We start from the raw sequence: 12533 nt of genomic DNA, 5'->3' as shown, positions 1-12533 counted from the left end.
GGCGCTTGCAACAGCACTACCCGTTTATTCAACAGACCGAGGGGCAGGGAATGTTGTTTAGCGTGACCTTTGCAACTCAGGAGGGTCTGCTCTGGCGTAATGCCGGTAAGCAAGTGGTCACGCTGGCGCAGGATAATGATTATATCTACCAGGGGGAGACACTGCGCCTGATCCTCAATAGCGGCGGCTATTACGACGAGAAAATCAAAATGTCCCCATGGCTGGACATTGGTTATGAAGAGATGGAGCGCATGCTGACCCTTCACCAGGTTTTAAGTAACAAAATTACCTGCGGTGAATGCGAGTATTGTCAGGAAGGCTGGCTAAACCATTGTTTACAAATGAAAGCGTTAGGAGTGACTCATCACGGCGGTTTCGCGACCCATATTTGCGCACCGAAAAGTCATTTGCATGCCTTATCGCTGAGGGATCCTCGTCTGGGTGTGCTGGTAGAGCTGCTGGCGAGCGTAATGCATGGTCTGCATCGTTTAATAACCGCCGCAGCATTACAGCAAACCGAGGCGCCGCGTATGTTGCTTGTCGGGTAGGGGGTGGCCGGCAAAATGTTCGTCTATTTACTGCTTCACCGTTGGCCAGAAGCATATCTGGCGCTTTGCGACATTCGTATGGCGCCATGGACTGGGCGCAGGGATATCCCATTTCGTGCCTGCAGGTCCCCAAGGATAGGCACTACCACCTGGTCATCGTTTGCACCAACGACCAAAGCGGGTTGCAGGAGGGTTCATGATAGAGCACAACGTCTTTCTGCAATTCCGTCAAGATGCTTCAAAAGAAACGATTCAGTCAGTAGCGCAGGCGCTGTTGGCATTCCGGGCATCAAAAACGCGCGCTGGCACGAAAACCGCAGCCGCGTACAGCGCTATAAAGGCTTCCGCCACATGCTTGCGCTGTGGTTCGACGATAGGGCTGCGCTGGAAGTGTATATGGCCCATCCCCATCATCATTCGGTCAGTGCTGACGTTCTGTTGCCGGCATTGGCGCAGGGGGGCGAGTCTCGCTAATGGTTTTCGATCGGTTGGCGGAGGAGGGTAACGATGGTCGCTGAGGCTTTCGCACTACGACCCCCCGGAGCCGTATGGTTACGCTTAATCCTGCCATGCGGCCGATGGCGTACGGGTAAATTCCGTGTGTCCCAGCCTGGCCATGACCGGCTTGATAGCGGGGGCTGCAGCCGACACCTGCGATAATTTACATCGGCGTATCTCCATGGCGCGCGTCGGGGAAGCCAGCGAGGTCGCCTCCGCGATGGGTGTTTCTGGCCAGCGATGACGCCAGTTTTATCACCGGCGTAAATTTGCCGGTGGACGGTGGCGCCACTGCGTCTGACGGGCGGCCCCGCCAGTTGGCGGACGCGTTTTAAGCATGCTATCGCCACCGCCGGGAAGGTTGTGGGACACATATCAAAGCGCACGTTTCCGTAGCGGATATCGTAACGGTTGGCATAGAGTTCGGTCAGCGAGGCGGTGAGATCCTGCTGCAATATCGCTGGAAAAAAGACCGGATTCAGGTAATGCTCAACGTACAGCACCGCCCGGCCATCAATCCGCCGCACACGTCGGATGCGGTAAACTACCTCCCGCGCGTCCAGCACCAGCGTGGCCGGCCGTCGCCCCTGATCGTGCGCCATGGCATGAAAATGGCTGCGCTGCAGCGGGTTATACACCACCCGCGCCGCTCTTCGCGGTAAATGACTCCTCTGGCCTCAAGTTGCCCAAGCGCTTCACGCAGGGTGATGCGGGTGGTGGCAAAGTGCGCGCTCATCATCCGCTCCGCCGGCAAACGGTCGTTATGGCCCAGCCGACCGGCGTCTATCCAGTCGGCGATAGTCTGGCAGATGGCATCCACCGTCCTGTAGCGCGCGCTCTCGCTGGGGGAGAACGCCTTCTCAGTGAGCATGTTTATCACCGGTATGTCTGAATTTGAGTGCTCTTTTTTCGTCAGCAGCGGCAGAATCAAAGCAACCATAACAAAAAAAACGGCCCCGAGAGCGGCTGTCATTAAATATTCATCCCGCTGTGCTAGATTGGCTTGGCTATGTTGGACTAGACCAGCAAGGCCAGGCAATTTCATCCTCTAAGCGGAGCTTCAGCTATGAAATTTTTGTACGCTTCTGTGTTAACGACAGCGCTGCTGGCCATAGGCCCGGCAGGTTATGCCGCGGTGGCCGACGACGTGGCGGCGCGCCAGGAAGGTCAGGTCATGAGCGTCGGTATGCCCGATTCGTGGGCCAACTGGAAACAGACCTGGTAGGATTTGGCCAGCCAATACCAAATACAGCACAGCGATACGGATATGAGTTCCGCGCAGGAAATCGCCAAATTTTTGGCGGAGAAGAATAACGCCAGCGCCGATATCGGCGTCTCCTTTGCCCCGCTGGCGGTACAAAAGGGAGTGACGCAACCCTATAAACCCAGCACCTGTGATCAAATTCCTGCCTGGGCGAAAGATAAGGACGGCGACTGGGCGGTGGCCTACACCGGCACAATTGCTTTTATCGTGAATAAACAGACGGTGAAGGTTATTCCCCATAGCTGTGCGGATTTGCTCAAGGGCGATTATAAAGTCGCCTTAGGGGATGTCGGCACCGCGGCGCAAGCGGTAAACGGCGTGCTGGCGGCCGCTTATGCCATGGGCGGCAACGAAACGAATCTGCAACCGGGCCTCGATTTCTTTGCCAAACTGGTCAAAGCCGGCCGGCTGGGCTTGAACGATCCCACTATCGCCGCTCTGGAGAAGGGCGAGGTGGACGTCGGGATCATCTGGGACTTTAACGGCCTGAACTACCGCGACACCATTGATAAAACCCGGTTTGAAGTGCTGATCCCTGCCGATGGCACCATCACCTCCGGCTACAGCACCATCATCAACAAATATGCCAAACATCCTAACGCCGCCAAATTCGCCCGTGAATATATCTTCTCGGACGCCGGGCAGATCAATTTGGCCCGTGGCTACGCCCGTCCGATTCGAGTCGATCATCTGACGTTGCAGGCTAACGTCCAGGCGAAACTGCTGCCCGAGGAACAGTATAAGAATGCCCACCCGATAGCCTATACCGCGGCCTGGGGAAAGAACGCCAAAGCGCTGCCGCGTCTGTGGCAGGAAAACGTGATGATGGCGATGAAGCAATAAACAGATTTCCCTGGCGCCGTGCCAGCGGTATGGCCCTGCTCACCGGTGTCGCGCGCCTCGCAGCGGTAATCGACCGCGGCGGGGACGTCCGCGCGAGACTGACAGGCATGAGGAACGGGTGTGAAAACAATTTTAGTGATATTGGACGGACTCAGCTATGTGGTGGCCTATGACGCCATGGGTTACCTGCATGGCGAATGCACCGCCGGACGCGGCCGGCTTTACTCGTTGACCTGTGAATTGCCGTCGTTATCGCGTCCGTTGTACGAATGTATTCTTACCGGTGTTCCGCCGGTAGTAAGCGGAGTGGTACATAATGAGGTTATCCGCCTGTCGCACCACCACAGTATTTTCTACTTCGCGCGTGCGGCCGGACTCACCACGGCGGCAGCGGCTTATCATTGGGTGAGTGAACTGTATGACCGCGCACCCTTCAATGTCGCGGAAGACAGACACACGCTGGAGCCAGCGCTGCCGATTCAGTACGGGCATTTTTATCATGCGGATCATTACCCGGATTCCCACGTGTTCGAGGATGCAGAAAGCTTGCGGGTGCGCCATAAGCCTGACTTTCTGCTGATCCATTCGATGAATATCGACGACGCCGGCCATTGCCACGGCCTGTCGACGCCCCAGTACCGCCACGCCGGTATTTTACCGGAAGAACGCCAGGTGCCGCTGTTTGTGTTTGGCGACGCCTTCACACTCTCCCCGGCGCGGCCCCTGCAAATGCCAGTTGCTCGGCGTGGACCATGACAGACCAGCCTGGGGGATCTGTTGCGATGAATGGTAAAGGATGGCGGCGCTGGTGCTCCTGCTGTTTGCGCTACTCTTTAGCGCGTTTCAGATAGCGCCACTGGTGTGGATGGCTATCAGGAGTTTCCTGAGCGACTTCGACGGATGGGGCTTGCCAACTAACGCACGATTTTCAGCTCGCCGTTCTATCGCCAGGCAATGCAGTTCTCCCTGCAACTGACGTTTTCCTCCAGCCTGTGCGGCCTGCTGATTGCCACCGTCGCCAGCTACTCCTTACATCGACTGGGCGCCTCGCGCCTGCGCCATCGCCTTCACCAATATGACCATCAATTTTACCGGTGTGCCGCTGGCTTTCGCTTTCATTATTTTGCTGGGCGCCAACGGCTGCGTCACCTTGCTGCTGCGCTGCTATGGCTGGATGACGGATTTCAGCCTGTATTCCAAAACCGGCTTAACGGTGCTTTATACCTATTTTCAGATCCCGTTAGGGGTATTCCTGCTTTATCCCGCCTTCGGTGCGCTGTGCGAAGAATGGCGCGAATCCGCGGCGCTGCTCGGTGCGAGCCGTTTGCGTTTCTGGTGGCACATCGGTTTGCCGGTATTGATCCCGGTGCTGCTCGGCATCTTTGTGATCCTGCTGGCGAATGCGCTCGGGGCCTACGCCACCCTCTTTGCGCTGACTACCGGTAATTACAACATTATTCCGATCCACATCTCTGCGCTGGTGGCAGGCGATCTCGATCCGCACCTGGCCAGCACGTTGGGTATGGTGCTGGTGGCGCTGATGGTGTTGATAACCCTGGTGCATCAACTGCTGGTGCGCCGCCGCTATATCCGCGCGCTTTAAGCGTGCAAGGAGAAAGGGATGAGTCAGGCCGAAATACTCTGGCACCGCGGCGTGGTAGTCATGCTGCTGGTGGTGCTGTTATTACCGCTGGCGGTAACGCTGATTTATGCCCTCAGCAGCACCTGGGGGCCACGATTTTACCGCAGGGTTTTGAGATTAACTGGTTTTTGGATCTGTGGCGCGACCCGCGATTTTTGACCGCCTTGGGCCATTCTCTGCTTATTTGCCTGGGCGCGCTGCTGCTGCCGATGATTTTTGTTATCGCCTACTTCTTTCCCTGGCTGGACGGGGTGATGAATATCTTCATCCTATTGCCGTTCGCCGTCCCCCCCATCGTCTCCTCGGTAAAGCTATTGCAACTATATTCCGACGGCCTGCTGGCGCTAACCGGCACCCCCTGGATATTAATCGGCTGCTACTTTACCTTGATGCTGCCGTTTATGTACCGCGCCGTGAACAATAACATGCAGGCGATCAACTTGCGCAGCCTGATGGATGCGGCCCATCTGCTGGGCGCCAGCACCGGACAGGCGGCGCTGTTGGTTATCCTGCCCAATCTGCGCAAGGGTTGTATGATAGCGATGCTGCTGTCATTTTCCTTTCTTATCGGCAAGTTCGTGTTCGCCAACCTGTTCGTGGGTAATCGCTACGAAACCCTGCAGGTCTATCTCTACAACATGCGTAACGGCAGCGGTCACTTCACCAGCGCGCTGGTCATTTCCTATTTTGTGGTGGTGCTGCTGTTGACATTGCTGGCCAATGCGGTCGGTAAGGAAAAGGAGTGAAGATGGCGTATTTAACGGTTAAGTAACTGAACAAACATTGTGGTCCGACCCAGGTGTTCACCAATATCGATTTCAACGCTGACGAAGGCGAATTTGTCTCCTTGCTGGGCCCGAGCGGTTGCGGGAAATCGACGTTATTGCGCTGTCTTGTCGGTTTAACCGCGGTAGACAGTGGCGAGATTACGCTTGATGGACAAGAGCTGCTGCCGCTGCCGCCACAACAGCGCGGTATCGGCATGGTTTTCCAGAGCTACGCGCTGTTTCCCAATATGACGGTCGCGGCCAATGTCGCGTTTGGCCTGAAGATGCAAAAGCTGGCCCCCGATGTTATCCGCCAGCGCACCGATGGCACTGGTAGAGTTGCAGACTTTCGCCCACCGCTATCGGCGCTGGATGCGCGTATTCGTCGCTATTTGCGCGACTAAATCCGCCTCATCCAGCAGGAGCTTAAATTAACCGCTATTTTCGTCACCCACGACCAAGAAGAAGCGCTGACGCTGTCCGACAGAGTCGTGCGGATGAATCAGGGGCACATTGTACAAAACGACAGCGCGGAAATGCTCTATACCCGGCCGGTAAATGCTTTTGCCGCCGGATTCATCGGCAGTTACAATATACTGGAGCCCGAGCAGGCCAGCGCGCTCACCGGGCGAGGTCATACAACTCGGGTCGCCATACGGCCGGAATCCATTACGCTGTTGCCGTCCGGGCAAGGGCTTGACGCGGTTATCCTCGGCCATAGCCTGTTGGGCAACGTGATACGCTATCGTATGGAATGCCGCCATGTTTTGCTGTTGGTGGATGTTTTGAACCGTTCTGTGGCAGATTGCTATCCAAATGGCGTTCGAATTGGTCTACAGTTAGAGTTATCAACACTATGCGAGGTTGCCTGATGCGCGGCCCCATGAACCTCCTTATCAACACAGGGTCGCCGGTAAGGAGCGCCGGTATTCATCTATAATAGGGGGCTTCAAACCGAGTGTTAACGCTGTTACATCTATTGTCCGCCGTGGCGTTGCTGGTATGGGGCACTCATATCGTTCGCACGGGCATAATGCGTGTCTATGGGCCCGGCTACGGCAGGTGCTCAGCCGCAGCGTAGAGAAGAAAACCATGGCCTTTATGGCCGGCCTCGGCGTGACCGCGCTGGTGCAGAGCAGCAACGCCACCGCCATGCTGGTGACGTCCTTCGTGGCCCAGAAATTGGTGGCGCTGACGCCGGCGCTGGTGATCATTCTCGGCGCCGATGTGGGTACCGCCCTGATGGCGCGAGTGCTGACCTTCGATCTTTCCTGGCTGTCGCCGCTGCTTATTTTCATTGGTGTCTGCCTGTTCCTCGGTCGTAAACAATCCCGCGTCGGCCAACTGGGGCGAGTCGCTATCGGTCTGGGTCTGATTCTGCTGGCTCTGGAGCTTATTGTCAGCGCCTCTACGCCCATCACCCAGGCCAACGGCGTCAAAGACCTGTTCTCGTCACTGACCGGCGATGTTCTGCTGGATGCTTTGACCGGGGCGCTGTTTGCTATTATCAGTTATTCCAGCCTGGCGGCGGTGCTGCTGACCGCGACTCTCTCCGCCACCGATGTCATTTCCTTTAAAGTGGCGCTATGCCTGGCGATCGGGGCGAATCTCGGCAGCGGGATCCTGGCGATGCTCAACGCCAGCGGCCAGAACGCCGAAGGTAAACGCGTCGCCCTGGGCAGCTTACTGTTCAAACTTATTGGTTGTCTTATCGTGCTACCGTTCGTCTCGCCGCTGGCGGGATTGCTGGAACGGCTGCCGCTGGCGGATTCAGAACTGGTTATCTATTTCCACGTGTTCTACAACCTGCTTCGTTGCCTGGCCATGGTGCCCTTCACCGATCCTATGGTGCGTCTGTGCAGCAAGTGGATTGCCGATACGCCGATAGATGATCGGAGTGTGCGTCCACGTCATTTGGATACCAGCGCGCTGGATACGCCGGCGCTGGCGCTGGTCAACGCTGCCCGGGAAGCCCTGCGAATGGGCGATGTGGTGGAGAGTATGCTGCTGCTGCACACCGAAGTGCTGCACGGGCAGGTTGATAAAAACCGCGAGGTACGTCGTCTGGACGACGACGTCGATGTGCTGTATACGGCCATCAAACTCTATCTGGCGCAGATCTCGAAGGAGGATCTGGACGAAGCCGATTCCTGTCGCTGGGCGGAGATTATTGAAATGGCGCTTAATCTTGAGCAGGCGGGGGATATCATCGAACGTATGACGGGAGATATCGCCGCGAAATCGCTTAACGCGCGCCGGGCTTTCTCGGAGCAGGGGATGAAGGAGCTGGATACGCTGCATGAGCAGCTGATGTCGAATTTACGGTTAAGCCTGTCGGTGTTCTTGTCTAACGACATGACCAGCACCCGCCGTCTGCGCCGCGCCAAACACCGCTTTCGTATCACCGACCGCCGTTATGCCCATGCCCATGTGGACCGGTTGCATCAGCAGAATGTGCAGAGCCTGGAGACCAGCTCGCTGCATTTGAGTCTGCTGGGGGATCTGAAACGGGTCAATTCGTTGTTCTGCTCGGTGGCTTATAACGTGCTGGAGCTGGACGAAGAATCCGAAGATGATGAAGTTCGCGAACGTGACGACAGCCGACCACCGGCCGCCGGCACGTCCTGACGGCGCTCGCCGCCGAAAAGGCTCAGTCGAACAGCGCGCTGTGCAGGGTTCGCACCACCTGCTCGGCGTCGTGGCCCGGCACCAGCAGGCAAAGATTATGGCTGCTGGCGCCGTAACAGATAAGCCGGATGTTGAACGGATCCAGAACCCCGAACACCTCTTTTCCCACCCCGCAGGCCTGCGACAGTTTATTACCAATCAATGCCACTAACGCCAGATCCTCTTCCACTTCTACCCGGCACAACGAGGAGAGCTCGGTCAGCAGCGCCTGCGTGAGCAGGCTCGCGCAGGTGGTGGTGGAGCCGGTGGTATCCATGGTCAACGCCACGCTGACTTCGGAGGTGGTGATAGGATCCACCGAGATGGCATGCCGCGCCAGAATATTAAACACTTCCGCCAAAAAACCGCGGGCGTGCAGCATATTGAGGCTGTGCAATGTCAGCAGCGTCTGGCGCCGGCGCAAAGCTAAAGCGCTGAACAACGGCGGATTGTCGGTGTGATTATACACCAGCGTGCCGCCAGCGCCGGGATCCTTACTGGAGCCGACGAAGACCGGAATCGCGCTGCGTACCGCCGGCAGAAGCGTCGCCGGGTGCAGAATTTTGGCGCCAAAGGTGGCCATTTCCGCGGCTTCCTCGAAGCTGATTTCGTCAATGCGCTTGGCCGTCGGCACGACGCGCGGATCGGTGGTATAGATGCCGGGCACATCGGTCCAGATATCGATTCGCCCCGCCTCCAGCGCTTCCCCGAGCAGCGCTGCGGTATAGTCGCTGCCGCCGCGTCCGAGTGTGGTGGTGCGCTCCTTTGCCTCGCTGCCGATAAAGCCTTGGGTGATGACCAGCTCAGTTTCCAGGCGCGGCAGCAGCAGGGTGCGCGCCTGCGCCTTAAGGGCATGGCTGTCCGGTTCGGCACGGCCGAATTGATCGTTGGTACGCATGACTTTACGCACATCAAACCACGCCGCCGGCACGCCGCGTTGGCGCAAGACTTCCACAAACAGCAGCGTTGACATCAATTCGCCGTGGCTGACCAGCTCATCGGTCAGTGCCAGAGACGTCGCCAGACCCGCCGCCTCGGCCAGCATGGCGATATTATCGATCATCCGGTCGATCTCTTCACGGATCACCGTCTGCTCCGCCAAACGGTCGATAATGCTGTATTGAATGCGGCGGATTTCATCCAGATAGTAGGCGCGGCGCTCCGCTTCGTTGCCTTCCGACAGTGTGACCAGCACATTGGTGACGCCGGCCGAGGCGGAAAGCACCACCAGACGCACCGAGGGATTGGCTAAAACGATATCCGCGCTGCGGTCCATCGCGTCGAAATCGGCCACGCTGGTGCCGCCGAATTTGGCTACCCGCAGGGGAACAGCAGAGTTGTTTGACATGCCTAAAAATGCCTCGTGTCGGATGCGATGGCTGATGACATCGGTGAAAACAGACCAGGCACGAGTCAAGCGCGGGAAACAGGAAGCAGGCGTAAAAGTTGGCTACGGTACACCCAGAAGCGCCCCACTGTGCTGATCGCCTGGTGGCGAATAATGCTGGTGACAACCCAGGGGATTCAGCCCCTGTGGTCGACGGCGGCCGGCCCGTATGCCCGCTATCGTCTCGGCATCGCTCCCCCTGAGGTGTGGTCACGGGAAAACGGATTCTCACACACCCTGCCTGTGCGACGCGCCTCTTATGGTTAACGCATCAGATGCGTCACTAGGCCATTATAAATAACGGGTAATAACGGTGATGTCAACGTAGCAAGGCGTGATTTTATTATCGCCGGCCCGTTTCCCGGAGACGGTAATTTGCAGCAGGAAAATCAGCGTGAGTCTGTTAGGCTGAATAAAGGCATGCCGCAAGGTGACGCCGGTTCTGGCACCAGGCGATATCATTAGCGCAAGAAAAGGCATCCCCTGCGCGGCGTTAAGCGATACAATCGAAAAAATATGCGACGATTTAATCACCTATAAGAGTATTGTTATGAAAGATATCAATCCTAGTCATACCGCGGCCTGGAAAGCGCTGCAACAACATTTCGCTACGATGAAAGACGTGCAGATAAGCGACCTGTTCGCGCAGGAGCCTGAGCGTTTTTCCTCTTTCTCGGCCACCTTCAACGATCAGATGCTGGTGGACTACTCGAAAAACCGCATCACCGCCGAAACATTGACCCGGCTGCTGGCGCTGGCGGAAGAGTGTGGCGTCAAGGAGGCTATCGCCGCCATGTTCAGCGGCGAGAAAATCAACCGTACCGAAGATCGAGCGGTGTTGCATGTTGCGCTGCGCAACCGCAGCAATACGCCGATTAACGTGGACGACAAAGATGTCATGCCGGACGTTAATGCGGTGCTGGTAAAAATGAAACAATTTTGCGATCGGGTAATCGGCGGCGAATGGAAAGGGTATACCGGCCGCATCATTACCGATATCGTTAATATCGGCATCGGTGGCTCCGATCTTGGCCCGTATATGGTGACCGAGGCGCTGCGGCCTTATAAAAATCATCTCAATATGCACTATGTGTCCAACGTGGATGGAACGCATATTGCCGAAACGATAAAAGACCTGGATCCGGCTACCACGTTATTCCTGGTTGCGTCCAAGACCTTTACTACCCAGGAAACCATGACCAACGCCCACAGCGCCCGGGATTGGTTCTTGAAAACCGCCGGGGATGAGCAACATGTCGCCCGCCATTTCGCCGCGCTGTCTACCAACGCAAAAGCGGTAGCGGAATTTGGCATCGATACCGAGAATATGTTTGAGTTCTGGGATTGGGTGGGAGGCCGCTATTCGCTCTGGTCCGCCATCGGTCTGTCCATTGCGCTGTCGCTCGGTTTCGATAATTTTGAAAAACTGCTCAGCGGCGCGCACGCTATGGACCACCACTTCGTCTCGACGCCGCTGGATAAGAATTTACCGGTGCTGCTGGCGCTCATCGGTATTTGGTATAACAATTTCTTCGGCATGGAGACGGAGGCGATTTTACCTTACGATCAATACATGCACCGTTTCGCCGCTTATTTCCAGCAGGGAAATATGGAGTCGAACGGGAAATATGTCGATCGTGAGGGGCATCCTGTCAGCTATCAAACCGGACCTATTATTTGGGGTGAACCGGGCACCAACGGTCAGCATTCGTTTTATCAGCTGATCCACCAAGGCACTAAAATTGTCCCCTGCGACTTTATCGCGCCTGCCATCAGCCACAATCCCCTTACCGATCATCACGCCAAGCTGCTCTCCAATTTCTTTGCTCAGACCGAAGCGCTGGCTTTCGGCAAGTCACGCGAAGCGGTGGAGCAGGAATTCAGCGCGGCCGGGAAATCACCGGATCAAGTGCAGCATGTTGCGCCGTTTAAAGTGTTTGAGGGCAATCGCCCCACCAACTCCATCTTGCTGCGCGAGATTACCCCTTATAGTCTGGGCGCGCTGATTGCGCTGTACGAACACAAGATTTTCACGCAAGGGGCGATATTGAATATTTATACCTTTGACCAGTGGGGCGTTGAGTTAGGCAAACAACTCGCCAACCGCATTCTGCCGGAATTGGCGCAGGATAATCCGATTGATGCCCATGATAGTTCCACCAACGGCCTGATCAATCGCTATAAATCCTGGCGTCACTGATAAACTTTTCTTGAGAGCACGCGGCCAGTTTCTGGTCGCCATTCTGTTAGCGCCTGGCGATCAACAGAGTAAAGCGTGACGGCGGTAGCGATTTAGAAACACTTTTAGGGTTATTCTTAAAAAAAACCGGCAGGTGTCGGATAATTACTGTAAAAATTAACGATAATTTTCCATCTTTAATATTTATAAAACAATAGGTTAATGCCAATTCTTTATCTGCATTATTGCTACTGACCACAGGCGTTAACGTAATACATCGTTGCAACTTTTTACCTTAGGCAGGGTCAATATTGTATGCCTTTCAGCAAATTATCGCGACCATAAAGGAGCGATGGCGATATTTAATTTTACATCGTGACAACATAGTAGTGTAATAGTCCACAATAGTCCGTTCTTAACCACCTTTCAGCACTTTTTCGACCTTCTCATGAGTCAAGAATGCAACCTGTATTTTATTGCATTATATTTATTATAATTATATATTTTATATAAATATTAAATTTATTTATAGTAATTATATTCATGAGTTAAAGGTATTTAATATGAAAAAACTGTTAAGTGTAGTAATAGCTGCAGCGTTGATGGCGAGTGGTTCCTATGCTATCGCAGCACTGGCCACCACCGGTACTGACCAGGGCGGCACCGCAGGTGGCGCAACGGCTTCCGGCCTGAGTGCTGGCGTATGCCGAACAGGGTAATTTGAAATGGGCTACCCGC

5 protein-coding genes, 8 pseudogenes and 1 riboswitch are annotated in these 12533 nt (G+C 55.6%); of the genes and pseudogenes, 11 read left to right on the top strand and 2 right to left on the bottom strand.

Annotated elements, in window-relative coordinates; genetic code table 11:
* The first annotated feature begins 50 nt into the window (after nucleotides 1–50).
* The 3 genes and pseudogenes from SGP1_RS35865 to SGP1_RS36835 form a co-directional block, all read left to right on the top strand.
* Nucleotides 51–548, top strand: a complete 498-nt coding sequence (locus tag SGP1_RS35865) for an alcohol dehydrogenase catalytic domain-containing protein (protein ID WP_041867240.1) — start codon at nucleotides 51–53, stop codon at nucleotides 546–548.
* A gap of 15 nt (nucleotides 549–563) precedes the next feature.
* Nucleotides 564–1022, top strand: a complete 459-nt coding sequence (locus SGP1_RS28430) for a Dabb family protein (RefSeq protein WP_148203602.1) — start codon at nucleotides 564–566, stop codon at nucleotides 1020–1022.
* A gap of 220 nt (nucleotides 1023–1242) precedes the next feature.
* Nucleotides 1243–1381, top strand: a pseudogene (locus SGP1_RS36835) (SDR family oxidoreductase); the annotation flags it as partial.
* Here SGP1_RS36835 and SGP1_RS28425 read toward each other — a convergent pair.
* Nucleotides 1376–1917: pseudogene (locus tag SGP1_RS28425) on the bottom strand (UTRA domain-containing protein); the annotation flags it as partial. The pseudogenes SGP1_RS36835 and SGP1_RS28425 sit on opposite strands and share 6 nt — an antisense overlap.
* Before the next feature lie 195 nt (nucleotides 1918–2112).
* Between SGP1_RS28425 and SGP1_RS19830 the strand changes: the two are divergent.
* From SGP1_RS19830 to SGP1_RS19805, 6 pseudogenes are all read left to right on the top strand, one after another.
* Nucleotides 2113–3153 (top strand): annotated as a pseudogene (locus SGP1_RS19830) (ABC transporter substrate-binding protein).
* A 120-nt stretch (nucleotides 3154–3273) separates the two neighbouring features.
* Nucleotides 3274–3946, top strand: a pseudogene (locus SGP1_RS19825) (alkaline phosphatase family protein).
* 3 nt (nucleotides 3947–3949) lie between these two features.
* A pseudogene (locus SGP1_RS19820) lies at nucleotides 3950–4756 on the top strand (ABC transporter permease).
* Nucleotides 4757–4774: 18 nt separating this feature from the next.
* Nucleotides 4775–5541, top strand: a pseudogene (locus SGP1_RS19815) (ABC transporter permease).
* A gap of 26 nt (nucleotides 5542–5567) precedes the next feature.
* Nucleotides 5568–6434 (top strand): annotated as a pseudogene (locus SGP1_RS19810) (ABC transporter ATP-binding protein).
* A gap of 86 nt (nucleotides 6435–6520) precedes the next feature.
* Nucleotides 6521–8190 (top strand): annotated as a pseudogene (locus SGP1_RS19805) (Na/Pi cotransporter family protein).
* Between the two features lie 22 nt (nucleotides 8191–8212).
* Here the strand turns inward: SGP1_RS19805 and lysC are convergent.
* Nucleotides 8213–9577 (bottom strand): lysine-sensitive aspartokinase 3, encoded by a 1365-nt coding sequence (lysC, locus tag SGP1_RS19800; protein WP_011411959.1) that lies wholly within the window; start codon nucleotides 9575–9577, stop codon nucleotides 8213–8215.
* 109 nt (nucleotides 9578–9686) lie between these two features.
* A riboswitch (Lysine riboswitch) is annotated at nucleotides 9687–9883 on the bottom strand.
* A gap of 283 nt (nucleotides 9884–10166) precedes the next feature.
* Between lysC and pgi the strand changes: the two genes are divergently transcribed.
* A complete protein-coding gene (pgi, locus tag SGP1_RS19795) occupies nucleotides 10167–11816 on the top strand; it encodes a glucose-6-phosphate isomerase (protein ID WP_011411958.1) in 1650 nt (549 codons plus the stop codon).
* Nucleotides 11817–12271: 455 nt separating this feature from the next.
* A complete protein-coding gene (locus tag SGP1_RS19790) occupies nucleotides 12272–12514 on the top strand; it encodes a hypothetical protein (RefSeq protein WP_041867239.1) in 243 nt (80 codons plus the stop codon).
* The last annotated feature ends 19 nt before the right edge of the window (nucleotides 12515–12533 follow it).

This window comes from Sodalis glossinidius str. 'morsitans', assembly GCF_000010085.1.
GTDB classification, from domain to species: Bacteria; Pseudomonadota; Gammaproteobacteria; order Enterobacterales; family Enterobacteriaceae; genus Sodalis; species Sodalis glossinidius.
The sequence above is the reverse complement of the archived record's forward strand: the minus strand, read 5'-3'. Positions and strand labels throughout refer to the sequence as shown.

Excerpts from the sequence above, each read along its gene's own strand:
- SGP1_RS28430 (WP_148203602.1), top strand. The coding sequence starts at position 564 with ATGTTCGTCTATTTACTGCTTCACCGTTGGCCAGAAGCATATCTGGCG.
- SGP1_RS35865 (WP_041867240.1), top strand. The coding sequence starts at position 51 with ATGTTGTTTAGCGTGACCTTTGCAACTCAGGAGGGTCTGCTCTGGCGT.
- pgi (WP_011411958.1), top strand. The coding sequence starts at position 10,167 with ATGAAAGATATCAATCCTAGTCATACCGCGGCCTGGAAAGCGCTGCAA.
- lysC (WP_011411959.1), bottom strand. The coding sequence starts at position 9,577 with ATGTCAAACAACTCTGCTGTTCCCCTGCGGGTAGCCAAATTCGGCGGC.